This is a genomic window from Agromyces arachidis, from assembly GCF_052805135.1.
In genome coordinates, this window is sequence record NZ_JBRBDK010000006.1 from 179,371 (window position 1) to 205,188 (window position 25,818).

At 73.3% G+C, this 25,818-nt stretch carries 21 protein-coding genes; 11 read left to right on the forward strand and 10 right to left on the reverse strand.

What is annotated here, in order from left to right; translation table 11 throughout:
* The first annotated feature begins 17 nt into the window (after positions 1-17).
* On the forward strand, positions 18-1,937 hold the full coding sequence (locus ACUY4T_RS10305) for a glycosyltransferase (RefSeq protein ID WP_446018839.1): 1,920 nt from the start codon (positions 18-20) through the stop codon (positions 1,935-1,937).
* Positions 1,938-1,950: 13 nt separating this feature from the next.
* Here the strand turns inward: ACUY4T_RS10305 and ACUY4T_RS10310 are convergent, their stop codons facing one another.
* A complete protein-coding gene (locus ACUY4T_RS10310; protein WP_446018840.1) occupies positions 1,951-3,147 on the reverse strand; it encodes a glycosyltransferase in 1,197 nt (398 codons plus the stop codon).
* 13 nt (positions 3,148-3,160) lie between these two features.
* Complete coding sequence (locus ACUY4T_RS10315) at positions 3,161-4,939, reverse strand: ABC transporter ATP-binding protein (RefSeq protein ID WP_446018841.1); 1,779 nt, start codon at positions 4,937-4,939, stop codon at positions 3,161-3,163.
* Between the two features lie 128 nt (positions 4,940-5,067).
* Here ACUY4T_RS10315 and ACUY4T_RS10320 point away from each other — a divergent pair, with 128 nt between their 5' ends.
* From ACUY4T_RS10320 to ACUY4T_RS10360, 9 genes are all read left to right on the forward strand, one after another.
* Entirely contained in the window at positions 5,068-5,805 is a 738-nt protein-coding gene (locus tag ACUY4T_RS10320) for a glycosyltransferase family 2 protein (RefSeq protein ID WP_446018842.1), read from the forward strand.
* On the forward strand, positions 5,802-6,188 hold the full coding sequence (locus tag ACUY4T_RS10325) for a DUF2304 domain-containing protein (protein WP_446018843.1): 387 nt from the start codon (positions 5,802-5,804) through the stop codon (positions 6,186-6,188). Before ACUY4T_RS10320 ends, ACUY4T_RS10325 begins: the two co-directional genes overlap by 4 nt.
* Before the next feature lie 47 nt (positions 6,189-6,235).
* The gene (locus tag ACUY4T_RS10330; RefSeq protein ID WP_446018844.1) at positions 6,236-6,826 is read left to right on the forward strand and encodes an acyltransferase; all 591 of its coding nucleotides are present in this window, start codon (positions 6,236-6,238) and stop codon (positions 6,824-6,826) included.
* The gene (locus ACUY4T_RS10335) at positions 6,823-7,911 is read left to right on the forward strand and encodes a DegT/DnrJ/EryC1/StrS family aminotransferase (protein ID WP_446018845.1); all 1,089 of its coding nucleotides are present in this window, start codon (positions 6,823-6,825) and stop codon (positions 7,909-7,911) included. The genes ACUY4T_RS10330 and ACUY4T_RS10335 overlap by 4 nt, the downstream gene beginning before the upstream one ends.
* On the forward strand, positions 7,911-8,906 hold the full coding sequence (locus ACUY4T_RS10340) for a Gfo/Idh/MocA family protein (protein ID WP_446018846.1): 996 nt from the start codon (positions 7,911-7,913) through the stop codon (positions 8,904-8,906). Before ACUY4T_RS10335 ends, ACUY4T_RS10340 begins: the two co-directional genes overlap by 1 nt.
* A 2-nt stretch (positions 8,907-8,908) precedes the next feature.
* Positions 8,909-10,081 (forward strand): glycosyltransferase, encoded by a 1,173-nt coding sequence (locus ACUY4T_RS10345; protein ID WP_446018847.1) that lies wholly within the window; start codon positions 8,909-8,911, stop codon positions 10,079-10,081.
* A gap of 86 nt (positions 10,082-10,167) precedes the next feature.
* Positions 10,168-11,358 carry a UDP-galactopyranose mutase gene (glf, locus tag ACUY4T_RS10350; protein ID WP_446018848.1) on the forward strand — a complete coding sequence of 397 codons (1,191 nt, stop codon included), beginning with the start codon at positions 10,168-10,170 and terminating at the stop codon, positions 11,356-11,358.
* A 19-nt stretch (positions 11,359-11,377) separates the two neighbouring features.
* Positions 11,378-13,375, forward strand: coding sequence for a DUF6541 family protein (locus ACUY4T_RS10355; protein WP_446018849.1), 1,998 nt, complete (start codon positions 11,378-11,380; stop codon positions 13,373-13,375).
* Between the two features lie 34 nt (positions 13,376-13,409).
* Positions 13,410-14,702 (forward strand): nucleotide sugar dehydrogenase, encoded by a 1,293-nt coding sequence (locus ACUY4T_RS10360; protein ID WP_446018850.1) that lies wholly within the window; start codon positions 13,410-13,412, stop codon positions 14,700-14,702.
* A 34-nt stretch (positions 14,703-14,736) separates the two neighbouring features.
* Here the strand turns inward: ACUY4T_RS10360 and ACUY4T_RS10365 are convergent, their stop codons facing one another.
* Both ACUY4T_RS10365 and ACUY4T_RS10370 read right to left on the reverse strand, forming a co-directional pair.
* A complete protein-coding gene (locus ACUY4T_RS10365) occupies positions 14,737-15,804 on the reverse strand; it encodes a glycosyltransferase (RefSeq protein ID WP_446018851.1) in 1,068 nt (355 codons plus the stop codon).
* The gene (locus tag ACUY4T_RS10370) at positions 15,797-16,882 is read right to left on the reverse strand and encodes a glycosyltransferase family 4 protein (protein WP_446018852.1); all 1,086 of its coding nucleotides are present in this window, start codon (positions 16,880-16,882) and stop codon (positions 15,797-15,799) included. The genes ACUY4T_RS10365 and ACUY4T_RS10370 overlap by 8 nt, the downstream gene beginning before the upstream one ends.
* Positions 16,883-16,924: 42 nt before the next feature.
* On the opposite strand from ACUY4T_RS10370, the gene wecB reads away from it, so the two are divergent.
* Positions 16,925-17,992, forward strand: a complete 1,068-nt coding sequence (wecB, locus tag ACUY4T_RS10375; protein WP_446018853.1) for a non-hydrolyzing UDP-N-acetylglucosamine 2-epimerase — start codon at positions 16,925-16,927, stop codon at positions 17,990-17,992.
* Here the strand turns inward: wecB and ACUY4T_RS10380 are convergent.
* From ACUY4T_RS10380 to ACUY4T_RS10405, 6 genes are all read right to left on the reverse strand, one after another.
* The gene (locus ACUY4T_RS10380; protein WP_446018854.1) at positions 17,984-19,114 is read right to left on the reverse strand and encodes a glycosyltransferase; all 1,131 of its coding nucleotides are present in this window, start codon (positions 19,112-19,114) and stop codon (positions 17,984-17,986) included. The genes wecB and ACUY4T_RS10380 overlap by 9 nt on opposite strands.
* Complete coding sequence (locus ACUY4T_RS10385) at positions 19,111-20,250, reverse strand: glycosyltransferase (protein ID WP_446018855.1); 1,140 nt, start codon at positions 20,248-20,250, stop codon at positions 19,111-19,113. Before ACUY4T_RS10385 ends, ACUY4T_RS10380 begins: the two co-directional genes overlap by 4 nt.
* 29 nt (positions 20,251-20,279) lie before the next feature.
* Positions 20,280-21,377: a glycosyltransferase gene (locus ACUY4T_RS10390; RefSeq protein WP_446018856.1), complete on the reverse strand. Its 1,098-nt coding sequence runs from the start codon at positions 21,375-21,377 to the stop codon at positions 20,280-20,282.
* 72 nt (positions 21,378-21,449) lie between these two features.
* Positions 21,450-23,783, reverse strand: coding sequence for an FG-GAP repeat domain-containing protein (locus tag ACUY4T_RS10395; protein WP_446018857.1), 2,334 nt, complete (start codon positions 23,781-23,783; stop codon positions 21,450-21,452).
* Between the two features lie 162 nt (positions 23,784-23,945).
* Positions 23,946-24,785, reverse strand: coding sequence for a glycosyltransferase (locus tag ACUY4T_RS10400; RefSeq protein WP_446018858.1), 840 nt, complete (start codon positions 24,783-24,785; stop codon positions 23,946-23,948).
* Positions 24,782-25,732, reverse strand: coding sequence for a glycosyltransferase (locus ACUY4T_RS10405; protein ID WP_446018859.1), 951 nt, complete (start codon positions 25,730-25,732; stop codon positions 24,782-24,784). Before ACUY4T_RS10405 ends, ACUY4T_RS10400 begins: the two co-directional genes overlap by 4 nt.
* Between the last annotated feature and the right edge of the window lie 86 nt (positions 25,733-25,818).

Sequence of the window (25,818 nt, forward strand, 5' to 3'; positions counted from 1 at the left end):
CCCCGGAGAGCAAACCAGTGACCTCGACCTGGACCGAGCTGCAGCGCGTCGTCTTCCCGCAGGACGGCGACCCCGACGTCCTGCCCCTCTACGTCGACGCCGACGTGTGGGCCCGATTCGGCACGCGCGAGGTGCGCGTGAGCGACCGCGCGCACATCGACGACGTGCTCGGCCGTGACCGGTTCCGCGTGGCGTCCGGCGAGCGGATGTCCTTCGCCGGCTACTTCAACGCCTTCCCCGCCTCCTACTGGCAGCACTGGACGGTCGTCGACCGCATCCGCCTCCGTGCCACGCTCTCCGGGTCCGGCACCCTGCTCGTCTACCGATCCACCGCGCAGGGCGTGCCCCAGCGCGTGGCATCCGAGTCGTTCTCGGGCGACGGCTCGGTCGTGCACGTCGACCTGCCCGTGACCACGTTCGGCGACGGCGGGTGGTACTGGTTCGACATCGTCGCCGGGCGCGGCGAGGTCGTGCTGAGCGACGCCGCCTGGGAGACCGACGTGCCGGCCGTCCGCGACGGGCGCGCCTCGATCGGCATCACGACCATGAACAAGGCCGACTACTGCGTGCGCACGCTCGACGCGCTCGCCTCCGACGCGTCGGTCGGCGAGGTCCTCGACCGGGTCTACGTGGTCGACCAGGGCACGCAACTCGTCCGCGACCGCGACGAGTACCCCGGCATCGCCGAGCGCATGGGCGACCAACTCGAGGTGATCGAGCAGGCGAACCTCGGCGGCTCGGGCGGCTTCGCCCGGTCGATGCTCGAGACCCTCGAGGCGGGCGCGAGCGAGTACGTGATCCTGCTCGACGACGACGTCACGATCGAGCCCGAGAGCATCGCGCGCTCGGTCCGCTTCGCGCGGTACGCGACCCAGCCGGTGATCGTCGGCGGCCACATGTTCGACCTGCTCGACCGGCCCGTGATGCACGCGTTCGCCGAGAGCATGGACCTCGGACCCTTCATGTGGCACGCCCAGCCGCACGACGAGGTCCCCCACGACTTCCGGTTCAGCAACCTGCGCCAGACGCGGTGGATGCACGCCCGGATGGACACCGACTACAACGGCTGGTGGTTCTGCCTCATCCCGACCGCGACGCTGCGCGACGCGGGCCTGGCGCTGCCGGCCTTCATCAAGTGGGACGACGCCGAGTACTGCCTGCGCGCCCGCGCGAACGGCTACCCCACCGTGACGCTGCCCGGCGCGGCGCTCTGGCACGTGTCGTGGCTCGACAAGGACGACTCGATCGACTGGCAGGCGTACTTCCACGCCCGCAACCGGTTCGTCGCCGCGCTGCTGCACTCCCCGTTCGACGACGGCGGCCAGCTCATGGAGGACAGCTGGCGATGGGACCTCCGCCACCTGCTGTCGATGCAGTACTACCCGGTGACCCTCCGCCACCGGGCGCTGAAGGACGTGCTGCGCGGCCCGGCGCACATGCAGGCCGAGATCGGCTCGATCCTCGGCGAGCTCCGGGCCGAGGCGAAGCGCTTCCCCGAGAAGACCGTGCTGAAGACCGAGGAGGAGGTCCCCGCCACCGTCGAGGGCAAGAAGGTCTTCCCGCTGGGGCCCGACGGCAAGCCTGCGAAGGGGCCGCGCGGTATCCCGCTCGTGATCTTCACCGCACGGATGGTGGCGCGCCAGTGGTTCACGAAGCCGCAGCCGCGCAACATCGCCGCGCCGCAGGTCGAGCTCGCCAAGCGCGACGCGACCTGGTTCCGGCTGCCGGTCTACGACAGCGCCCTCGTCTCGACGGCCGACGGCACCGGAAAGGTGCGCTACACGCGCGACCCGCGCGAGTTCCGTCGGCTCGTCCGCCAGAGCCGACGGCTGCACCGCGAGCTGAAGCGCCGCTGGCCCGAGCTGTCGAAGCGGTACCGCGAGGCGCTGCCCGGGATCACCTCGCCCGAGGCCTGGCGCGACACGTTCGAGCGCTGAGCCCGAGCGGCCGCTAGGCCGAGAGGAAGGCCGCGTCGAGCACCTCGGCCGACCGGCCGCCGTCGTGCACCGAGCGCACGAACGCCGGTCCTTGCGCGGCGACGACGCGGAAGCGGTCCCGATCGGCGACGACGTCGCGGATGACGCCCTCGAGCTCGCTCGCGCGCGCCTGGACGATCGGCAGCTCCGCGCCTCCCTCCCGCCGCACGTGCTCGCGGACCTCGCCGCGCACGTGGCCGACGACGACCCGGCCGGACGCGAGCGCCTCGCACGCCGCCACGCCGTACGAGCCGAGCGCGAACTGGTCGAGCACGACGTCGGCCCGGCGGTACAGCTCGGGCATCGCGTCCGCCGCCACGCCCTCGCGGCGCTCGTAGCGGACCAGTCCCTCGGCGTCGAGCCGCCGCATGACGGGCTCGATCTCCGCGCTGCCCTTCAGCCCCGCACGGCTCGGGATGTGCACGACCGTCGGCACCGCAGCCTGCAGCACCGCCGGAGCATCCGCACCGGCGTCGTCGAGCCAGCGCTCCCCGACGACCACGGGCAGCCAGGTCGCGTCCGGGAGGTCGGCCAGCAGGTCGGGCGTCGAGACGAAGACCGGCGCGCCGACGCGGGCGAGGACGTCGAGGTTGCGCCGCGCCATCCGCTCGAGGTCGTCGGTGCCGTCGAAGCGGCCGGGGGCGAACGGGGAATCGGTGTCGAGGGAACGGTGCCGGCTGGGCAGCCGCACGTCGGAGCCGTGGGCGACCATGGCCACGCGCACCCCCTCGGCGCGCAGCGCGGCGACCTCGCGCGCGACGTCGCCGCGGAACAGTCCGCCGAAGATCGGGAGCTCGGCCTCGACGAGCACGTGCGTGAACCCGCTCGACACCGCGGCGAACTGCGCGCGCTGCCAGCCGCGGGAGCGCAGGAACGCGCGCGTGTCGACCTCGTAGTCGCTCCGGAAGCCGAAGCCCGCGGCGCCGCGGTGCGTCATGCTCCGTGCGCCGACGCCGTCGATCCGCTCGGCGGCGCGCGCCCACGCCCACCCCTGCCCCGCGAAGTTCGCGGGGGCGACGAGCAGGCGGCGTGCGCCGTCGGGCGGACGGATCGGCTCGGGCGCACGGCGCAGGTCCGGCACGGCCGACAGCGCGCGGTCGATGCCGCGCACCACCGGCCGGGGCAGCGCCGCGCGCACGCGTGCGGCGAGCGAGGCGGGACCCGGCGTCATCCGTCGCCGCCGATCACGTCAGGCCGGCCAGCGCCGCCTGGACCTTGAAGTCGGGCACCTGGGCGACGAGCTCGGCGAAGGTGCCCTTCGCGACGATGCGTCCGTCGTTGAGGTAGCAGAGCTGGTCGTTGTCGCGCACGGTCGACAGGCGGTGGGCCACCGACACCACCGTGACCTTGCCCTGGAGCTCGCGGATGGCGCGCGCCACGTCGGCCTCGGTCTTCGTGTCGAGGGCGCTCGTCGCCTCGTCCAGCACGAGCACGAGCGGCTCGCTGTACAGCGCTCGCGCGATCCCGAGCCGCTGGCGCTGGCCGCCGGAGAGCGAGATGCCGGCGTCGCCGATGCGCGAGTCCATGCCGCCGGGCCGAGCCTCGATCGCCGGCCAGAGCTGCGCCCGCTCCAGCGCGCGCCGCACCCGCTCGTAGTCGATCTCGCCCTCCCAGGAGAGCGCGACGTTCTGCGCGACGCTGCCGTTGAACAGCGCGACCTGCTGCGGCACGTAGCCCACGCGGTCGCGCCAGGCCGCGAGCACCCGCTCGAGCGGCATGCCGTCGACCTCGATCGTGCCCTCGGACGGGGAGATGAGGCCGAGCAGGATGTCGACCACGGTCGATTTGCCCGCTCCCGACGGCCCGACGAGTCCGAGGGTCGAGCCGATGGGGATGTCGAGGTCGACGCCCTCGATCGCCGGCCGCTCGGCGTCGGGGTACGAGAAGGCGACGTTGCTCAGCCGGAGGTGCTGGGGCTCGCCGCGCAGCGGCTCGTGGCCGATCTCCTCGGCGCGGCGCAGGTGCTCCTGTGCGTCCTCGACGTCGGTCACGACCATCTCGACGTGCGGGGCGTTCGCCTGGGCGTTGGTCAGCAGGCCCTGGAACGAGATGATCGACGGCACGATGCGGAAGCCGGCCACGCCGAACAGCGCGACCGCGGCGATCGCCTCGGAGAGCCCCCCGACGAGGTAGGCGGCGCCGCCGACGATCACGAAGCCGCCGACGAGGGCGCCGTCGAGCACGAACTTCGGCACGCCGCCGAGGAAGTAGAGGTTCGCGCGGGCCCGGGTCGAGGCGACGCGGTTGCGGTGCACGTTGGCCGCGACCTCGGCGGCCTTGTTGCGCAGCGTGATCTCCTTCAGGGCGTTGACCATGTCGGTCATGATCGCCGCGGCGCGGATCGAGTAGTCGCGGTTCACGCGCCCGGCCTGCACGGCGCGGCGCGACACCCAGCGGTAGAGCAGGAGGCCGATCAGGCCGAGGTAGACGACGGTGATGAGCGCCGTGAGCGGGGCCGCGACGAGCACGACCACGAGGACCGCGATGAACGTCGTGATCAGCGACGGCAGGGTGATCACCGGGAGCAGGAACCCCGCCGTCGTCGTCGCGACGCCCACGTCGACCAGCCGGACGAGCTGCGAGGTGCTGCGCGTGATGCGCTCGACCCAGGGCGCGCGGATGTACGCGTCGAACAGTCGGTCGCCGACCGCGAGCTCGTACTGCGCGAACTTGCGGGTCGCGACCCACTGCAGGAGCACGTTGAGGCCCGACTTCAGGATGATCAGCAGCGACACCGCGAGCAGCACCCACACGTAGCCGTCGATGCCGATCTCCCCGATGCCGGGCAGGTTGATCGGCGCCGACTGCACCATCGACCCCAGCGACAGCGCGAGGATGCCGAGGGCGAGGATGTCGAGCAGGGCGAGTGCGCTGGAGAGGACCACGAACCACCACAGGAACGTCCGTTCCTCCGGGGGCAGGATGGGCAGCAGGCGGCGCAAGGTCCGCCAGATGAGCTTCACGGAACCAGATTCTCCTCTCACGTGTCGCGGGGGTCATCCTCCCACACCGACGGTGCGTGCCCCCTGTACCGCCCGGCCCCCGGGCCCGTCGCCGGGCCCGCGGCCGTCGCCGCTGATACGATCCCTTCATGCTTCCGAGGCCCCAGGGCACGCTCATCGTGCTGCCCGCGTTCAACGAGGAGGCCTCGGTCGGAGCCGTGCTGGCGGAGATCCAGCGTGCGATGCCCGGGGTGCCCTGCCTCGTCGTCGACGACGGTTCGACGGATGCCACGGCCGAGCGCGCCGCGGCCGCCGGCGCGACCGTGCTGCGCCTGCCGTACAACCTCGGCGTCGGCGGCGCGATGCGCGCCGGCTTCCGGTACGCCCACGCGGAGGGCTTCCGCACGGTCGTGCAGCTCGACGCCGACGGCCAGCACGATCCGGCCGAGGTGCCCGAGCTGCTCGCCGCGCTCGACGACTGCGACATCGCGATCGGCGCGCGCTTCGCCGGCAAGGGCGAGTACGCGGCCCGCGGGCCGCGGCGCTGGGCGATGGTCGTGCTCTCGCGGGTGATCAGCGGCATCAGCCGCACCCGCCTCACCGACACCACGAGCGGCTTCAAGGCCAACGGCCCGCGAGCGATCGCGCTGTTCGCCCGCCACTACCCGGCCGAGTACCTCGGCGACACGGTGGAGGCGCTCGTCATCGCCGCCCGCGCGGGCCTGCGGATCCGCCAGGTCCCGGTCGCCATGCGCCCCCGCCAGGGCGGCGCCCCCTCGCACCACCCCGTCAAGGCGGCCGTCTACCTCGTGCGCGCCTTCGTCGCGCTCGCCTTCGCCCTGCTGCGCCCGCGCGTGGTCATCCCCGAGACCGGAGGAAGCCGATGAGCACCGGCACCTACCTGCTCGGCGTCGTCGCCGCCCTGATCGCCTTCGCCGCGGTCGTCGAACTGCTCCGGCGACGCCGGCTGCGGGAGCGGCATGCGGTGTGGTGGTTCTTCGCCGCCGTCGGCGCCCTCGTCATCGGGATCTTCCCGGGCCTGCTGACCTGGGTCGCCGACCTGCTCAACGTGGGCGTCCCGTCGAACCTCGTGTTCTTCGTGAGCATCGTGATCCTGTTCCTGGTGAGCCTGCAGCACGCGGGCGAGCTCACCGACCTCGAGGACCGCACCCGCACGCTCGCCGAGGAGGTCGCGCTGCAGCAGGTAAAGTTGGACCGCCTCGAACGAGCGTCCCGGCAGGGTGACGCCGAGACCGACTCCCCCGACTGATCACGGCCCGCGCCCGCCCGGGGCGCCGTGCCGGAAAGGACATCCTCGTGACAACGATCGCTGCGAGCGCGGACGTCGCCGACGACGCCGTCATCGGCGAGGGCAGCAAGGTGTGGCACCTCGCGCAGGTCCGCGAGGGCGCCCGCCTCGGTGAGAACTGCATCGTCGGCCGCGGAGCCTACGTGGGCAGCGGCGTCGTGATGGGCGACAACTGCAAGCTGCAGAACTACGCGCTCGTCTACGAGCCCGCCGAGCTCGGCCACGGGGTCTTCATCGGCCCCGCCGTGGTCCTGACCAACGACACCTACCCGCGCGCCGTGGGCCCGGACGGCTCGCTCAAGAGCGCGCACGACTGGACGCCCGTCGGGGTCACCATCCGCGACGGGGCGTCGATCGGCGCGCGCGCCGTGTGCGTCGCCCCCGTCACCATCGGCCGCTGGGCCACCGTGGCCGCCGGCGCGGTCGTCACGAAGGACGTGCCGGACTTCGCGCTCGTCGCGGGCGTCCCCGCGCGCCGCATCCGCTGGGTGGGCAAGGCCGGCGTGCCGCTCGAGCAGCAGGGCGACGCCTGGGTGTGCCCCGAGACCGGCGAACGCTACATCGAAGACGCAGGGATCCTGCGGGAGGAGCAGTCATGAGCGAGTTCATCCCGGCCGCGAAGCCGATCGTCGGTGACGAGGAGCGGGCCGCGGTCGACGCGGTCCTCGCCTCCGGCATGCTGGCGCAGGGCGCCGAGGTCGCCACGTTCGAGCAGGAGTTCTCCGACGTGCTGCTCGACGGCCGCGCCGTCGTCGCGGTGAACTCGGGCACGGCGGGCCAGCACCTCGGGCTCCTCGCCTCGGGCGTCGGTCCCGGCGACGAGGTCATCGTCCCGTCGTTCACGTTCGCCGCCACGGCGAACTCGGTCGCCCTCACCGGCGCGACGCCCGTGTTCGCCGACATCGAGCCGGACCACTTCTGCCTCGACCCGGAGGACGTCGCCGCCAAGGTCACCGAGCGCACGGTCGGCATCATGCCCGTGCACCTGTACGGGCACCCCGCGAACATGACGGCCTTCGAGGACCTCGCCGCCAAGCACGGCCTGGCCCTCTACGAGGACGCGGCGCAGGCGCACGGCGCGAGCCTCGACGGGCGCAAGGTCGGCACCTTCGGCCGGTTCGCCATGTTCAGCCTCTACCCGACCAAGAACATGACCAGCGGCGAGGGCGGCATGGTCTCGACCGGCGACGCCGGGGTCGAGCGGATGCTGCGGCTGCTGCGCAACCAGGGCATGGAGAAGCAGTACGAGAACGAGGTCGTCGGCTTCAACGCCCGCATGACGAACATCCACGCCGCCATCGGCCGCGTGCAGCTGACGAAGGTGCTCGGCTGGACCGAGAACCGCCGGCGCAACGCCGCGTTCCTCGATGCGAACCTCGACGGCGTGGTGACGCCCCCGGTCGCCGAGGGCGCCGAGCACGTGTACCACCAGTACACGATCCGCGTCCCGGAGGACCGCGACGGATTCGCCGCGGCGCTGCGCGAGCAGTACCAGATCGGCTCGGGCGTGTACTACCCGATCCCCAACCACCGGCTCCCCTCGTTCGGGCTCACGCTCGACCTGCCCGAGACCGAGCGCGCGGCCCGCGAGGTGCTGTCGCTGCCGGTGCACCCCTCGCTGTCGGACGGGGACCTCGAGCGCATCGTCGCCGCCGTGAACGCCCTCGCGAAGGCGGGTGCGTGATGGCTGAGCTCCGGATCGGCGTCATCGGCCTCGGCATGATGGGCCGCCACCACGTCCGCGTGACCCGCGAGCTCGAGGGGGTCCGCCTCGTCGCCGTCGCCGACGCGCAGGGCGACCCGCACGGCGTGGCGGGCGGGCTGCCCGTGCTGGAATCGGTCGCCGCGCTCATCGAGCAGGGCATCGACGCGGCCGTCGTCGCCGTGCCCACGGGCTACCACGAGGCGGTCGCGCTCGAACTGGCCGACGCGGGCGTGCACACGCTCGTCGAGAAGCCGATCGCGAGCGACAGCGCGGCCGGCGAGCGCGTGGCATCCGCGTTCGAGCGCGCGGGCCTCGTGGGCGCCGTGGGCCACATCGAGCGGTACAACCCCGCGCTGCAGGACCTCCGCCGCCGCGTGGAGGAGGGCGAGCTCGGAGACCTGTACCAGGTCGCGACCCGCCGGCAGGGCCCGTTCCCGGCCCGGATCGCCGACGTGGGCGTCGTGAAGGACCTCGGCACGCACGACATCGACCTCACGGCCTGGCTCGCGCAGTCCGCGTACACGAGCATCGCCGCGCGGACCACCACGCGCAGCGGGCGGCCCCACGAGGACATGGTGTCCGCGACCGGCCAGCTCGCGAACGGGGCGATCACGAACCACCTCGTCAACTGGCTGTCTCCGATGAAGGAGCGTGTCACGGTCGTCACGGGCGAGCGCGGCGCGTTCGTCGCCGACACGGTCACCGCCGACCTCACGTTCTTCGAGAACGGCACCGAGGCGACCGAGTGGGAGTCCGTCGCGGCGTTCCGCGGCGTCTCCGAGGGGTCCATGACCCGGTTCGCGCTGGCGAAGCGCGAGCCGCTGCGGTCGGAGCACGAGGCGTTCCGCGACGCCATCCTCGGTCGCGGCGAGAACACGGTCACCATGCGCGAGGGCCTGACCACCCTGCGCGTGGCGGAGGCCGTGGTCGAGTCGGCGCGCACCGGGCAGTCCCAGTCGCTCCCCGCCGCCTAGCGATGGCGGACGCTCCCCGGATCCTCATCGCCTCGCGCCTGTTCGCGCCCGAGGTGAGCGCCGGCGCGTTCCGGCTCCGCGCGCTCGCGCGCGGCTTCCTCCGCGCGGGATGCCGCGTGCGCGTGGTCACCACGACGCCGCCGCCGACCGCGCCCCCCACGCCCGTCGACGAGCCGGGGCTCGAGGTGTCGCGCCTGCCCGTGCTGCGCGACCGCGGCGGCAACGTGCGCGGATACGTGCAGTACCTGAGCTACGACGTGCCGCTGTTCTTCCGGCTGCTGTTCGCCCGGTTCGACGTCGCGGTCGCCGAGGCGCCCCCGACGACGGGCCTGGTGGTGTCGGTCGTGAGCGCGCTGCGCCGCAAGCCCTTCGCCTACTACGCCGCCGACGTGTGGACCGACGGGGTGATCTCGATGGGCGCGCCCGGGGTCGTGGTGCGCATCATGCGCGCGGTCGAAGGGCACGTGCTCCGGCGGGCCGCCGCCGTCCTGTCGATCTCCGACGAGGTCACCGACCGGCTGGTCGAGCTCGGCGCACGCCGCGATCGCATCGCCACCGTCGGCAACGGCGTCGACACCGGGCTCTTCTCCCCCGACGGTCCGGCGAAGGACGACGGCGGCCCGTACCTCGTCTACACCGGCACCATGTCGGAGTGGCAGGGCGCCGAGCTCTTCGCGAAGGCGATGCCCGCGGTGCTCGAGCGCCACCCCGGCGCGCGCCTGCGCTTCTTCGGCCAGGGTGCCTCCGAGGCGGCGATCCGCGCCGAGGCCGCACGCGTCGGCGGCGACCGGATCGTGCTCGGCGGCGTCGTCCCCCCGAGCGAGGCGGCCCAGTGGATCCGCGGCGCCGCCGCAGCGCTCGTCAGCATCGTTCCGGGCATCGGCTACGACTTCGCCCGGCCGACCAAGACCTACGCCGCCGCCGCGTGCGGCGCGCCCGTGATCTTCGCCGGCACCGGAAGCGGCGCGGCACTCGTGCGCGAACACGGCCTCGGCGAGGCGGTCGCCTTCACCCCGGAGGCGGCGGCCGAGGCCATGATCCGGGCGATCGACGCCCAGCTCGCGGGCGAGACCGAGGCCGGCCGCGCGGCGCGGGCGGGCTGGGTGCAGGCGAACGCCTCGCTCGACGCCGTGGGCGGTGCCGCCGCCGACGCGGTCCTGGCCGCCGTGCGCTGAGCCGTGGCATCCCCCACCGGCTCACACGAATCACGGATTCGCCGTCGAGTACGCTTGAACGTCGTCCCGAGAGGAACCCCCACCCCGTGAACACAGACCTGCTCGTCGTCGGATCCGGCTTCTTCGGCCTCACCATCGCCGATCGCGCCGCGCGCGACCTCGGCCTCCGCGTCACCGTCATCGACCGCCGCCACCACATCGGCGGCAACGCCTACAGCGAGAACGAGGCGCAGACCGGCATCGAGGTGCACCGCTACGGCGCCCACCTGTTCCACACCTCGAACGAACGCGTGTGGGAGTACGTCAACCGATTCACCACCTTCACCGACTACGTGCACCGCGTCTACACGCAGCACCAGGGCGAGGTGTTCCCGATGCCGATCAACCTCGGCACGATCAACCAGTTCTTCCGGGCGGCGCACGGTCCGGATGCCGCGCGCGAGCTGATCCGCGAGCAGGCGGGCGAGCTGGCGGGCACCGACCCGCAGAACCTCAACGACAAGGGCATCCAGCTCATCGGACGCCCCCTCTACGAGGCGTTCATCAAGCACTACACCGCCAAGCAGTGGCAGACCGACCCGAGCGACCTGCCGGCCGAGGTCATCTCGCGGCTTCCGGTCCGGTACACCTACGACAACCGGTACTTCAACGACACGTACGAGGGCCTGCCGACGGACGGCTACACCGCGTGGCTCGAGCGGATGGCCGACCACCCGAACATCGACGTGCGCCTCGAGACGGACTTCTTCGACGAGTCCCAGCCGTTCTCCAAGGGCAAGACCGTCGGGCAGGTGCCCGTGGTCTACACCGGCCCCGTGGACCGCTACTTCGACTACGCCGAGGGCGCGCTGCAGTGGCGCACGCTCGACTTCGAGGAGGAGGTGCTGCCGACCGGCGACTTCCAGGGGACGAGCGTCATGAACTACGCCGACGCCGACGTGCCGTACACGCGGATCCACGAGTTCCGCCACTTCCACCCGGAGCGCGACTGGTACCCGACCGACCGCACCGTCATCATGCGCGAGTACTCGCGGTTCGCCGAGCAGGGCGACGAGCCGTACTACCCGGTCAACACCGCCGCGGACCGCGAGCGCCTGCTGAAGTACCGCACGCTCGCCAAGCAGGAGCGCGACGTGCTCTTCGGCGGCCGCCTGGGCACCTACAAGTATCTCGACATGCACATGGCGATCGGTTCGGCGCTGACCATGTTCGACAACCGCCTGCGTTCGTTCCTCGACGGCTCCGCGCCGTTCGAGTCCGGCGACGGCGAGGACTGACCGAGGCCCACCCGCACTGATGAGCTGGCTCGAGGCGCTGCCCGCGGTCGCCGTGGCGATCGTGCTGTTCGTCGTCCCCGGTGCGCCGTTCGCGCTGCTCATCGGGCTCCGCGGCGCCGCGTTCCTCGGCGTCTCCGTGGCGGCGTCGGTCGCCGTCGTCGGCATCGCCTCGATCATCGCCCCGCTCGTGGGGCTCGGGTGGAGCCTGCTGCCCGTCGGGATCGCGGCGGTGGCCGCGGCCCTCGCCGGACTCGCACTGCGCAGGTGGACCCGCCGGCCCGACTCAGCCGACGCGGCCCGGTGGCGGGAGCTGCTCCCCGCCGGGGCCGGCGTGCTCGCGGGAGCAGCGCTGATCCTCGCGACCCTGCTGCCCGGCATCGGCTCGCCGGAGAACCCGTCGCAGACGTACGACGCCGTGTTCCACCTCAACGCGGTGCGCTGGGTGCTCGACACCGGCGACGCCTCGCCGCTGCACATGACGATGACCACCCCCGCCGCATCGTCGAGCTTCTACCCGACGACCTGGCACGCCTTCGCGGCGCTGACCGCCCAGGTCGCGGGATCCACCCCCGTGGTCACCGCGAACGCGCTCACCCTCGTGGTGGCCGGCATCGTCTGGCCCCTCGGATCCGTCGTCCTCGTGCGGTCGCTGTTCGGCTCGCGCCCCTTGGTCCTCGCCCTGGCGGGCGCGCTCAGCGCCGGATTCGCGGCCTTCCCGTACCTGCTCGCCTGGTACGGCGTGCTGTACCCGAACTCGCTCGCGATCGCCCTCGTCCCCGTGGCGCTCGGCGCCCTCACGGCGATGCTCCGCGGCGGCGCACGCCGCGTCGACGGCACCACCCGGACGCGCACGGTCGACGCGCCGCCCGTCGCGCTCGACGGCGGACTCTCGACCCTCGGCTGGGCGGTCGTCGCCGCGGCCGCGACCGGGGCGGCCACCCTCGCGCACCCGAACGCCCTCTTCTCGATCTTCGTCCTCAGCGCGCCGCTCGTCATCGCCGCCGCCGTGCGCGCCGTGCGCGAGGACGCGCGGACCTCACGTCGCCTCCTCGTCATCGACGGCGCCCTCGCGGTGTTCGCGATCGAGCTCTTCATCTGGACCCGGTTCCAGACCGGCGACAACGGCTGGCCCTCGGTCCGGCCGTTCTACGTCTCGTTCGCGGAGGCCCTGCGCAACAGCCCGCTCGACATCACGGTCGGCTGGGTGGCCACGCTCCTCGTCGCCGTCGGCGTGGTGGGCGGCCTCCTGCTGCGGCGCACGCCCGGATGGCTCGTCGCCTCGTGGCTGCTCGCGGCCGTGATGTTCGCCGTGGCGAACGGCTGGCCGGAGGGCGCCCTCCGCACCGCGATCACCGGGCTCTGGTACAACGACGCCTTCCGCCTGGCCGCGCTCGGCCCGGTCGTGGCGGTCCCGCTCGCCGTGGTCGGCCTCGTGATCGCGGCCGACTGGATCGCGGCCGGCTTCGACCTCGCCGCTCGGCGCCGCGGAGCCGAGCCCTCCGCGGGCCTGCGCGCGACGGTCGTCGCGCTCGTCGCATCCGTGGCCGTGGTGGGCACCCAGTTCGGCGCCATCCAGAGCATCGACGGCAACCTCGCCGACGCGTACCGCCTCGACGCCGACAGCCCGTCGCTGAATCCCGACGAGATCGCGCTGTTCGAGGATGTCGCCGAGCTCGTCCCGGACGACGCGGTGATCGCCGGCAATCCGTGGAACGGCAGCGCGCTCGTGTACGCGTACACCGGGCGCCGGGCGCTGTTCCCGCACGTGGGCGGGGCGTACACCGAGGCCCACCGGGCCGTCGCCGAGGGACTCGCCGACGCGACGCCCGAGGCGTGCGCCGCGGCCGAGGAGCTCGGCGTCACGCACGTCATCGACTCCGACCCGCGGATGCTGTTCATCGGCGACGCGCGAGCGGAGCTGTATCCGGGACTCACCGACCTGCCGCGCGACCCCGCGGGCCTGGCATTGCTGGCCGAACGGGGCGACGCGAGACTGTACGAGGTGACGGGCTGCTGAGGCCCGTCGCGCACACGAGGAAGAGAGCATCACTGTGAAGATCGCCGTCATCGCCCTGGGCAAGATCGGGCTGCCGCTGGCCGTGCAGTTCGCATCGAAGGGGCACGACGTCGTCGGCGTCGACGTCAATCCGCGCACCGTCGAACTCGTGAACGCCGGACTCGAGCCCTTCCCCGGCGAGGCGCGCCTGCAGGAGCTGCTCTCGGAGCTGGTGCCCGCCGGCCGGCTGCGCGCCACCACCGACTACGCCGACGCCATCCCCGGCGCCGACGCCGTCGTGCTCGTCGTGCCGCTGTTCGTCGACGCGGAGGCGCGCCCCGACTTCGGCTGGATGGACGCCGCGACGCGCTCGCTCGCCGAGCACCTCACGCCGGACACGCTCGTGGCGTACGAGACGACCCTGCCCGTCGGCACGACCCGCGGCCGGTGGAAGCCCATGCTGGAGGAGGTCTCGGGCCTGGTCGAGGGCCGCGACTTCCACCTGGTGTTCTCGCCGGAGCGCGTGCTCACCGGCCGCGTGTTCGAGGACCTCCGCAAGTACCCCAAGCTGGTCGGCGGGCTGTCCGAGGCCGGCGCGCAGCGCGCGGTCGAGTTCTACGAGGCCGTCCTCGACTTCGACGAGCGCACCGACCTGCCGCGCCCGAACGGCGTGTGGGACCTCGGCTCGGCCGAGGCGTCCGAGCTCGCCAAGCTGGCCGAGACGACCTACCGCGACGTCAACATCGGCCTCGCGAACCAGTTCGCCCGCTTCGCCCAGAAGTCCGGCATCGACGTGTACAAGGTCATCGAGGCCTCGAACTCGCAGCCCTACAGCCACATCCACCAGCCCGGCATCGCCGTGGGCGGGCACTGCATCCCGGTCTACCCGCGCCTGTACCTCTGGAACGACCCCGAGGCGACGGTCGTGCGCGCGGCGCGCGAGGCGAACCTCGACATGCCCGACTACGCGGTCGGCATGCTGGAGGGCGCGTTCGGCGACCTCTCCGGCGCGCGCGTGGTGGTACTCGGCGCAGCGTACCGCGGCGGCGTCAAGGAGACGGCCTTCTCGGGAGTGTTCGACACCGTCGCCTCCCTCGAGCGGCGCGGCGCCCAGGTGCTCGTCCACGACCCGCTGTACGCCGCCGAGGAGCTCGCGGGGTACGGGTTCACCCCCTACCGCCTGGGCGAGCCGGTCGACGCGGCGATCGTCCAGGCCGACCACGCCGAGTACCGGTCGCTGTCGCCCGCCGACCTGCCGGGCGTCCGGGCCTTCATCGACGGCCGCCGGGTGAGCTCGCCCGAGGCCTGGGGCGACGAGGTCATCTACCGCGTCATCGGGCGCGCCTAGCATCCGCACGGGCTCGCCCGCCCGCAGGCCGGACCTAGCGGCGGGCGAGCACCGTCGCGGTCATGTACCGCAGCGGCGCCTCGCGCGCCCCGACGAACCGGAGGCGGCGCGTCAGGAGGGCCTCGGGCGTGAGGAACCGCCGGCGAGCCAAGGCACGTCGATCGAGTTCCCCGTCGGCGATCGCGGCGTCGACGGCCGCATCGACGAGATCGCGCTCCAGCCGGGACAGCCGGTCGAGGGCGTCCGGCGCGAACTCCGCCAGCGCCGTGGCGAGCGCCGCGAGCGCGACGCGATCCTCGGGCGCCCACGGGCGCCCGCTGCGATAGAAGAGCGCGCCGAACACGTTGATCCGCCACGTCTTCACGGCCCACGCGGTCCGCAGCGGGCGCGCGGTCCGGGCCAGCCACGGCGCCGCCAGCAGCCGGGGCACGTACGCCAGCTCGTCGTCGATCGAGCGCGGCGTGAACGTCACCCTCGTCTCGGCGTCGTCGTGCACGAGGTAGGCGGGCGCGCGCCGCGCCAGGCTGATGCGCGCCCCCGAGCTCCAGAGCCGGCCCGAGTAGTCGAGGTCCTCCCCCACTCGCAGCCCCACCGACAGCCGCAGGTCGCCGAAGCGCTCGCGGGCGACCAGCCCGAGAGGGGCGCTGCGGTAGTTCAGCCGGTCGCGGACGGGGTCGAGGCGTCGTCGTCGGAGCGGCCGAGCGGGAGGGGTCGGGATCCGAGCACCGCTCGCGTGCCGGAGGGGCGGGATGACCACGTCGGCCCCGTCGCCGTCGGCGACGCGCAGCCATGCGTCGATCGCCCCCGGCTCGAGCTCGTCGTCCGATCCCATGATCGAGGTGAACCGAGCGGTCGCCGCGTCGAGGCCCGCGTTGAACGGACCGGCCGGGCTGGGCACCCCGTCGTGGTGCTCGATGAGGCGCACGCGGGGGTCGTCCGCGAGCGCCCCGAGCCGGTCGGCGACCGCGTCGCGCCCGAGCCCGTGGCAGACGACCGTCACGCGGAGGGGCGAACGGGATCGGAGCGCCGAGCCGACGGCGCGGTCGATGGCGCGGGTCGGGTCGTGCACTGCGATGACGACGTCGACCTCGGGCTCAGCCATGCGCGCGCACCGCCTCGCGGTACGCGGACCCGTACGCGGCCGCGCGGGCCTCGGGGCCGAATCGAGATCGCAGCGGCGCCGCGATCTCGTCGGCGCTGCGGTCCCGGGCGAGGTCGAGCGAACGTTCGACGGCATCGGCGTACGCGGCGCCGGTGCGCTCCCCGACGAGGACTCCGTCCGGTTCGCGGACGAAGTCGCGCTGGCCGCCGTTCGCCCCGACGACCACGGGCCGCCCGCTGAGCAGGGCCTCGGCGATCGAGACGCCGAAGGTCTCGACCGAGGTCGGCAGCAGGAACAGGTCGGATGCCGCGAGGGCGTCGAGCACCCCCTCGGGCGACCGGCCGCCGGCGAGGTCGACCGCGTCGGCGACGTCGAGCCGTGCCGCGAGCGCCTCGGCCTCGCTGCGCGACGGGCCCTCGCCGATCCAGGTGAGCCGGGCGTCGTGCCCGCGTCGGCGGAGCTCCGCGGTCGCCTCGATCGCGATGAGCGGGCCCTTGCGCGGGATCAGGCCGCCGACCGCGACCATCCGGAGCGGGCCGCCCGGACCGGCGCGGGGCGTGAGGACCTCGGGTGCGTCGACCGCGTTGGGGATCACCTCGACGTCGCGGCCGAGCCGTTCCGCGAGGTGCCCGGCCAGCGCGGTGCTGACAGCGACGACGACGTCGGGGCGCCGCATGATCCGGAGCGCCGCACGCAGGCCGAGGCGCGCCGGGAGGCCCACCGTCGCGGTGTCCAGCAGCGCGGACCAGTGCTCGGTGTGCACCCAGGGCACGCCGACCCGGAGGAGTCCGAACGGCAGGAGCGCCGAGGGCGACATCGTGTGCACGAGGTCGTACCGCTCGAGCCCGGCGCGCAGCGCCCGGGCGGCCCGCAGCACGTCGGCGGGATTCGACGGGGACATCGCCAGCCGGCGGACGCCGGGTGCGGCATCGGCCGGACCGACGGCGCCGGGCGGATGCAGGTGCAGCACGTCGACCTCGTGCGTCCTGCGGAGCAGCTCGACGTCGCGTCGGACGAAGACCCCGGAGGCCGGTGCGGACGCGGACGGGAACCACGTGGACACGACCAGGACCTTCACCCGAATACGCTAGCACCGGCTCGGCACGTAGAATCGTGGCCCGTGAAGGTCATCAGCGTCGTCGGTGCTCGCCCCCAGTTCGTCAAGCTCGCCCCCATCGCGCACGCGGCCGCCGCCGCCGGCGTGGACCACGAGATCGTGCACACCGGGCAGCACTACGACCCCATGCTCTCGGACGTCTTCTTCGACGACCTCGGCATCCCCGCCCCGGGCGTGCACCTCGGCGTCGGCTCGGGCAGCCACGGCGTGCAGACCGGGGCGATCCTCGGCGCCCTCGATGCCGTCTTCGAGGAGCACGCGCCCGACTGGGTCCTGGTCTACGGCGACACGAACTCCACACTCGCCGCGGCCCTGAGCGCCGTGAAGCTGCACCTCCCGGTCGCGCACCTCGAGGCCGGCCTGCGCTCCTTCAACCGTCGGATGCCCGAGGAGCACAACCGCGTGCTCACCGACCACGCCGCCGACCTGCTGCTCGCCCCGACCGAGGTCGCCGCGGGTCACCTCGCCGACGAGGGCCTCGCCGAGCGCACCGTGGTCGTGGGCGACGTGATGACCGACGTTCTGATGCAGGTGCGCGACGCGCAGCAGGGCCGCCCGGTCGCCCTCGTCGACGAGCTCGGGCTCGAGCCCGGCGCGTACTCCGTGGCGACCATCCACCGCGCGGAGAACACCGACGACCCCGCGCGCCTCCGGATGATCGTCGAGTCGCTCTCGGCCATGGACCATCCGGTCGTGCTCCTCGCCCACCCGCGCGTGATCGCGCGCGCCCAGCAGCACGGCATCGACCTCGCCGCCGGGTCGCTCGTGTCGCACGCCCCGCTGGCGTACCCCGACCTCATCAACGCCGTGCTCTCGGCCCGCGGCGTCGTGACCGACTCGGGCGGGCTGCAGAAGGAGGCGTTCCTGCTCCGGGTGCCCTGCACGACGGTCCGCACCGAGACCGAGTGGGTCGAGACGGTCGAACTCGGCTGGAACGTCCTCGCGAACAGCGCCGACGAGATCCGGACCGCCGTGGCCCGGCCCGCGCCGCAGCCGACCGAGGCCACGCCCTACGGCGACGGCCGCGCGGCGGAGCGCGTCATCGAGGAGCTCGTGCGCCGGTCACGCTGAGCCGGGGCGCGCGGCGAGCGCGTCGATCGCGCGACGCCACACCTCGACCTGGCTCGCGCTCGAGAGCTCGTGCGCGGCCGCGTGCGAGGCCGCCTTCCAGCCCGCGACCGCGGTGGCATCCATCCGGTCGATCTCGGCGGCGAGCTCGGCCGCGCCGAATCCGCTCGCGACGGCGCCGATCCCGTGGGCCTCGACGACCCTCGCCATCTCTGGCGACGGGCCGATGAGCACGCCGAGGCGGGCCTGCACGTAGTCGAAGAGCTTGTTGGGCAGCGCCCAGCGGTTGTTGAAGCTCGTCGGGGGCAGGGCGTGGATGCCGACGTCGTACCCGTTGAGCGTGGCCGACAGCTCCGCGTACGGCACCGGCGGGTGCAGCGTGACCCGATCCGACTGCCGGCCCCGGAGCTCCTCGATCAGGCTCGGGTCGTTCTCGGTGAGGTACAGGTCGAGCGTCACCGGCGACGTCGCGGCCTCGACCGCCTCGACGAGCGCCATGATGTTGCGGTCGCGCAGGCCGGCGCCGCTGTGCACGAGCCGGATCGGATCGCCGACCGGCCCGGGCTCGGCGTCGACGTAGGGTGCGGCGTTCGTCGCCACGCCGGCGTCGATTCCGAAGACCCGGCGGTACTCGTCCGCGATCCCCTGGCCGACGGTCGTGACCGAATCGGCCCGCGTCGCGAAGCGGCGCACGAGCCAGGTCATGAGCGGGCCGAGGAAGAGGCGCCAGACCAGCACGTCCTCCTTCTGCCGGGGCGAGTACTCGTGCAGGTCGGCGTGCACGCCCTTCGCGGGCGCGAGGCGGAGCGCGATCGGCACCGTGTCGACGTCGTCGGCGAGCACGACGTCGAACCGGCGACCCTCCAGGCCCGCCCAGGCCGCGGCGACCGCCGCGTTCGACCAGTACGCGCGCCGGAACCGCCGCAGGACGACCGCGGCCTTGTCGTACCGCCATGCGGGCGCATCGTCCGGCAGTCGCACGTGGTCGACGACGCCCTCCGGCGCCGGGCCGTAGCCGCAGGTGGTCACGTCGTAGTCGGGCGTGAACTCGCGGATCTGCTTGAGGACCCGGGCGTCGGAGACCAGGTTGGAGAACGAGACGATGAGCAGCGACGTCCGCGTCATGCCGCCGCCCCCCGCCCTGCGAGCAGGCGGTCGACGGCCGTCTCCCAGACGTGCTGCTGCTGCTCGGCGGAGACCTGCGCGGCCGCGTCGTGCGACGCCTGCTTCATCCGCCGCACCTCGTCGGCGTCGAGCGCGTCGATGGCGCGGGCGAGGGCCTCGGCGCTGAAGTCGTCGGCGACCGCGCCGAGGCGGTGCTCCCGCACGTAGTGGGCCATCTCCTCGGACGGGCCGACGAGCACGCCGAGGCGCGCCTGGATGTAGTCGAAGAGCTTGTTCGGCAGCGCCCAGCGGTAGTTGAAGTTCACCGGCGGCAGCACGAAGACGCCGACGTCGTAGTCGTTGAGCGTCGCGATGAGGCGGTCGTAGGGCACCGGATCGTGCAGCCGCACGCGACTGCTGCCCTCGGCGTGCCGTCGGATGCGCTCGACGTAGTCGGGATGGTTCGGCGTGAGGTACAGGTCGAAGGTCACGTCCCGGCGCGCGAGCTCGACGCCCTCCACCATCGTCATCAGGTTGCGGTTCGCGAGGCCGGCGCCGCTGTGCACGAGGCGGATGGGATCGCCGACCGGCCCGGGCGCGAGGTCCGCGTACGGCGCGGCGTTCGTCACGACCTCCGGGGCGAACCCGAACTGGCGTTCGTACTCCCGGGCCAGTCCCCCGCTCACGGTGGTCCACGACGCGGCGCGTGCGGCGAAGCGCCGGGTGAGCCACTCGTAGAAGGGGCGGAGCCGGCGGTTCCACGCGGCGTGCTCCTCGTGCAGGCGCGGCGCGTACTCGTGCAGGTCGGCGTGCACGCGGTTCCCGCGCGCGACGCGCAGCGCCAGCGGCACCGCCTCCAGGTCGTTCGCGAGCACGGCGTCGTACCGGCGCCCGGCGAGCGCCGCCCGCACCCACCGCACCGCCGGGAGCGCCTCGTACGCGCGGCGGTACCAGTGCAGCGTGATGAGCCGCCCGTTCAGCGCCGTGGCCGAGAGGCCGTCGGGGATGGCGATGTGCTCCGCGACGCCCTCGGGGGCCGGCCCGTAGCCGCAGGTGGTCACGGCGTAGCGATCGCGGAACAGCCGGACCTGCTTCAGCACCCGCGCGTCGCCGGCGATCGGCGAGAACGACAGGATGAGCAACTCGGGTCGGGACATCGTTCCCCTCTCGTCCGGCGCGCCGCCGGTCATCGTGGCCACCCCAGGTAGCGGAGCATGCGACGCAGGTCGGACTCGCGCGCCAGCACGTGTCGGAGGTCGCGCGGGAGCAGGCGGTCGATGCGGCCGGCGCGGTTGCGCCGAAGCCCGGCCTCGCGCAGCGCATCGAGGTCGGCCGGTCCGTCGGCGACGAGCAGGTCGAGGATGTCGCGATCGCGGCGCGACAGCGGTGCGAGCGCCCGCGGGGCGAGGCGGAGCCCGGCGAGCGCCATCCGCCGATACGCGTCGTGCTCGCGCGCACCGAGCGAGCCGTCCGTCGCCCGTCGGACCACCGAGGCCATCAGGTGGATCCGCAGCGTCTTCACCACGATCGCCTCGCGCCCGGGGGCGGGCAACGCCGCCACCCACGGCGATGCCAGGAGCTCGAGGAACGGCCCGGTCTCGTCGTCGACGTCCATCGGCCCGGTCGTCACCCGCTCCACGGCATCGGCTCCGATGACGTACCCGGGGTCGGCCGGGTGGAAGTCGATCCGACGCGCGAGGTTCCACAGCCGCGCCGAGAACATGGCGTCGTCGCCGGTCCGCCACTCCGTGAGGAACCGGAGGTCGAGCTCGGAGCGCAGGCGGCTCTCGATGAGGGCGAGCGGCGCGGTGCGGTAGGCGAGCCGGTCCTGCACCGGGTCCAGGCGACGGTGGCGCCATCGCCGGCTCAGCGGATTCGGCATCGGCGGGCCGTCCTGGTAGCGCAGCGGGAACACGAGCACCTCGGGCGCGTCCTCGTCGAGGTGGCGCACCAGCGCCTCCACGGCGCCCGGGTCGAACCAGTCGTCGGAGCCCATCACGCCGACGTACGGCGCCTCGGCGACGTCGAGGCCGTGGTTGAACGGCCCTGCCGGGCTGCGGATCCCGTCGTGCAGTTCGACCCAGCGCACGGGCCGGGACCGGAAGCGGTCGACCACGTCGCCGAACTCGTCGACGGAGATGTTGTGGCACACGACGACGACGCCGATGCGCCCCGCGGGGCCGGGCCCCTCGCCGACGATGGAGGCGATCGCGCGGCCGACCGGGCGTCGCACGTCGTGGACGGCGATGACGATCTCGGCGACCGGACCGGCCGCGTCCGTCACTCGCCTGACCTCGCGCAATTCACCCGACGATCCTAGCGGACCCCTGCCGGGCCGCCACGGCCGGGCGAGGACTCAACCGATGAGCTCCATGACGCCCCAGCCGTTGCCGATCTGCCGGACGGACAGCCAGCCGCCGCGGCCGTTGCCGGGGTAGATCCGCAGCGCGCCTTCGGCGGTGCGCGCCAGGACGTCAGGTCGGAGATCGCCGTCGAAGTCGCCGGGGCTGCCCACCCAGGTCATCCCCTGCCACCCGTTGCCGATCGTGACGGGAGACGCGTACCCGGTCGTGCCGCCCCGGTAGAGCCGCATGTCGCCCGCCGCCGTGATCGCGATGATGTCGGACCGGCCGTCGCCGTCGAAGTCGCCCGGGCTGAAGACCCAGAGCATGCTCTGCCAGCCGCTGCCCAGGCTGCGACGCGGTTCGAACCCTCCGGCGCCGTCCCCGGGGTACAGCCAGAGCGTGCCGCCCGTGTCGCGCGCGATGAGGTCCCAGTCCCGGTCCCCATCGGCGTCGCCGGCGCCGAAGATCGTGAAGTCGCTCCACCCGTTCCCGGCCTTGACGCGCGCCGCGAACCCCCCGGCGCCGTCGTTCGGGTACCGCCAGAGGTCGCCCGCCGCGTCGCGTCCGAGCACGTCGCGGTGTCCGTCGCCGTCGAAGTCGCCGCCGCTGATGAGCGCGTCGATCCCCGACCACTCGCCGGGCGCCTCGCGCCGGGGAAGCCACCCGCCGCTGCCGTTGGACGGGTAGATCCAGGTCCCGACGCCGTCGTCCTGGGCCAGGATGTCGCGCGTGCCGTCGCCGGTGAGGTCGCCCATGCCCGTCGTGAGCGGCACCGCGGAACCGGACTTCGGCCCCGGGCCGCCGATGACGTTCATCGTGTTCCATCCGCTGCCGACGACCTTCGGGGCGCGCCATCCGCCGGACCCGTTGCCCGGATAGAGCCAGAGCGCACCCGCCGCATCGCGTGCCAGCACGTCGGCGGCCCCGTCGCCGTCGAAGTCGCCGGGCGTGAGGATCCGGCTCATCACGTTCCAGCCGTTGCCGACCCGCACGCCCGTGCCCCAGCCGGCCCGCCCGTTGCCCGGGTAGAGCCACAGCCCTCCGGAGGCGTCGCGGCCGAGGACGTCGATCCGGCCGTCGCCGTTGAAGTCGATCGCCCCCACGATCAGGTTGAAGACGTTCCAGCCCGACCCGACCCGCTTCGGGGCGAACTGCCCGGCGCCGTTGTTGCGGTGCAGCATGAGCACGCCGTCGGCATCCCGGGTGAAGAAGTCCTGGTCGCCGTCGGAGTCGAAGTCGCCGGCTGCGAACAGCGCGGTGACGTCCTCGAAGCCGGTGCCCGCCGCGATGCGGGTCCGGAAGGTGCCCACGCCGTCGGTCGGGTAGATCCACAACGCGCCGGCGCCGTCGATCGCGAGGACGTCGCGGAAGCCGTCGCCCGTGACGTCGCCGGCGCCCTCGACGAACTCCATGCTGTTCCAGCCCGACCCGACCTGCAGCCGGGTGCGCCACGCGCCGGTGCCGGTGCCCGGGTACAGGTAGAGGGCGCCCGCCGCATCGGTGGCGTAGACGAGCGGGATGGTGCTCGTGGGGACGGCGGTCGGCGCCGGCGCGGCCGGGGTGCTCGTCGAGCCGAACCAGTCGGTGAACATCCGCCAGAAGTTGCGGTTGCCGTAGCTCGAGCACGCGTCGCCGGTGCCGTAGAGGTTCGCGAGCGCAGCGGCGTTCGGCCGGTAGGGCGTGTAGATGTAGAGGCCGGCGGTGGCCTGGTTCTGGATGTAGACCTGAGACGAGCCGCACGCGGTGTTCGGATGCCACAGGATCGTGTTGTACCGGCCGGCCTGGTAGGCGCGGATGCCGGGGTTCGCGCGGTACTTCCGGAACTGCCAGGCCGCGTTGTACACCTGGTTGAAGAAACCGTAGTACGTCGTGTCGCAGTCCGCCGTGTCCGGGCAGCCGTAGCCGGTCGCGGACCGGTACTGCCGCGAGGACGGCGTGGCGTCCGTGATGAGGCCCTGCTCCTTCTCGATCAGCACGATCAGCGAGCGCGGGTTGATGCCGCAGGCCCGCGCGACCTTGTAGATGATCAGGGCCGCCGACTCGCTCGACTGGCCGGCGTACGCCGCGCACCCCTCGCTGCGCGCCGGCTGGCTCGTCGTGGCCTGCGAGTAGTCCTTGAGGCACACGTACCCGCTCGCGCACGAGGGCACCCGGGCGTTCAGGAAGCTCTGGATCTGCGCCACCGTCATCGTCGAGCTGTCGTAGAAGACCTGGTCGCTGATGATCATGCCGGCGTTGAAGTCCTTGGGGTCGGCCGCCGCCGCCGCGCGGGGCACCGGTCCGGCCACGCTCGCGGTGAGCACGCCGGCGACGAGCGCGACCACCGCCGCCACCGCCGTCGCCATCGACCGAACCGACATCGGAATTCCCCCCGACCGTCCCCGCGCGCGGGGACACGGGCCCCATGGTAGGGGCGGTCGGGGGCGCGCCGGGGTCAACCCCGCTCGGCGCGTCGCGATGCCGTGGGCCGGCGCCGACGGGCCGCGCGAGGCGGGCGGAGGCCCGGGTCAGGCGTGGTCGGCGCTGGAACCGCGGGCGATCAGCCGTCGGTACGCGAGGCGGCGGATGGGCTCGGGCACGAAGCGGTAGGTGCCGCGCACGAGCACGTTCCGGGCGAACTGGAGGCGCGTCGTGAACCCGATCCGGCGCAGCGCCCGCTGCAGCTGCATCTCGCTGCGCCACTGCGCGCGGCCGCCCCGGCGCGCGTAGGCCCCCGCGCCGACCCGGTACATCACGAGCGGCTCGGCGACGTTGCCGACCCTGGCCCCGGCGTGCAGCATGCGGGCGAACAGCCAGTAGTCCTCCATCAGCCCGAGCGGGCGGTACCCGCCCGCGCGTTCGACGGCCGAGCGGCGGTACACCACCGTCGGGTGGCTGAACGGGTCGTGGAACCGGGCGAACCGCTCGATCTCCTCCTGCGAGGTGCGCGGCACGCGCCGTCCGACGATCGACCCGTCGTCGTCGAGGAACTCGAGCATGCCCGTGCCGACGAGGTCCAGTCCGCCCTCGACGAGCGGCACCTGCGACGCGAAGCGCTCGGGGAGCGAGATGTCGTCGGCGTCCATGCGGGCGACGATGTCGTGGTCGCACCGCGCGAGGCCCTCGTCGAGGGCCCGCGCGAGCCCGACGTTCTCGACGATGCGGTGGTGCACGACGGGCACGGGCGAGGCGGCGACGGCCGTCTCGATCGCGCCCTCGAGACCCGGCGAGACCGGCCCGTCCTGCACCAGGACGACCTGCGCGGGACGCAGGGTCTGGGACTCGACGCTCGAGGTGAACGCCTTGGCGAAGTGCACCGGATGGTCGCCCCGGTAGACCGACATCAGGAGGCTGAACGGCTCGCTCACCGCGCCTCCACCGCCGCCACCGCGTCGGAGGCCCGTCCGAGCCCGGCCAGCGCGTCGGCGTTGGGGCGCGGCCGGTAGCGGGTGCCGTCGCGCCATCCGCGCCGCCAGCCGTCGGCGAGCACGGCGCGCTCGTCCGAGCGGAGCACGGTCCGCAGCCACCGCAGCGCCGTCGAGCCGCCGTAGAGCGCCTTCTCCCAGGCCGCGAGGCTCCGCGAGCGGCGGAACATCCACAGCTTGTTGCGGACCTCGTAGTAGAACCGGGCGCCGGGGTCGGCGTCGGTCGAGCCGAGCACCCGCGTCTTGTGCACCACGACGGATGCCGGGACGTGCACCCCGCGTCGGCCGCGCAGCACGCGCGTCGAGTACTCGAAGTCGTCGTTCCAGATGAAGTAGTCCGCGATGGGCAGCCCCACCGCGCGCACGACGTCGGCGCGGACCAGCATCGACACGAACGAGGTGCTCCGGATCGGCATCGCGCCCCGGCCGGCGGCGGCCGTGCGCTCGCCGCGCGACGCGAACGGCTTCGGCCGCGGCGTGTTCATCGGGTGCTCGGTCCCGTCGAACCACTCGACCCGCGACCCGGCCACGACCGTGTCGGTGCCCTCGACCGCGTCGAGGAGCGCGCGCAGGGCGCCGGGCTCGGGCACGGTGTCGTCGTCCATCAGCCAGATCCAGTCGGGGCGATGGTCGGTCAGCGCGACCGCCGTGCCCGCGGCGAACCCGCCCGCGCCGCCGGTGTTCCGCGGCAGTTCGACCAGGTCGACGAGCTCGCCGGCGTCGCGGGCGACCTCGGACGAGCCGTCGGTGGAGGCGTTGTCGACGACGACCACGCGGGTCAGGGGCGTCTCCTGGGCGGCGAGCGCGGCGAGCACCTCGGCGAGCAGGTCTCGGCGGTTGTACGCGACGACCACGGCGACGACGCGCGCTGACGGGGTGCTGGGAGTCATTCGCTCTCGATCTCGGCTGGACGGGACCCATCCATCTTGCCCTGTCCGGGCGCGCTCGCCGTCCACAGGCGCGACGCGGCTGCCGA

Coding starts and splice junctions, on each gene's coding strand:
- ACUY4T_RS10345 (WP_446018847.1), top strand. CDS start 8,909: ATGGCGGACGCTCCCCGGATCCTCATCGCCTCGCGCCTGTTCGCGCCC.
- ACUY4T_RS10395 (WP_446018857.1), bottom strand. CDS start 23,783: ATGGCGACGGCGGTGGCGGCGGTGGTCGCGCTCGTCGCCGGCGTGCTC.
- ACUY4T_RS10380 (WP_446018854.1), bottom strand. CDS start 19,114: ATGACGCGGACGTCGCTGCTCATCGTCTCGTTCTCCAACCTGGTCTCC.
- ACUY4T_RS10405 (WP_446018859.1), bottom strand. CDS start 25,732: ATGACTCCCAGCACCCCGTCAGCGCGCGTCGTCGCCGTGGTCGTCGCG.
- ACUY4T_RS10325 (WP_446018843.1), top strand. CDS start 5,802: ATGAGCACCGGCACCTACCTGCTCGGCGTCGTCGCCGCCCTGATCGCC.
- ACUY4T_RS10365 (WP_446018851.1), bottom strand. CDS start 15,804: ATGGCTGAGCCCGAGGTCGACGTCGTCATCGCAGTGCACGACCCGACC.
- ACUY4T_RS10355 (WP_446018849.1), top strand. CDS start 11,378: ATGAGCTGGCTCGAGGCGCTGCCCGCGGTCGCCGTGGCGATCGTGCTG.
- ACUY4T_RS10310 (WP_446018840.1), bottom strand. CDS start 3,147: ATGACGCCGGGTCCCGCCTCGCTCGCCGCACGCGTGCGCGCGGCGCTG.
- ACUY4T_RS10320 (WP_446018842.1), top strand. CDS start 5,068: ATGCTTCCGAGGCCCCAGGGCACGCTCATCGTGCTGCCCGCGTTCAAC.
- ACUY4T_RS10385 (WP_446018855.1), bottom strand. CDS start 20,250: ATGTCCCGACCCGAGTTGCTCATCCTGTCGTTCTCGCCGATCGCCGGC.
- ACUY4T_RS10335 (WP_446018845.1), top strand. CDS start 6,823: ATGAGCGAGTTCATCCCGGCCGCGAAGCCGATCGTCGGTGACGAGGAG.
- ACUY4T_RS10340 (WP_446018846.1), top strand. CDS start 7,911: ATGGCTGAGCTCCGGATCGGCGTCATCGGCCTCGGCATGATGGGCCGC.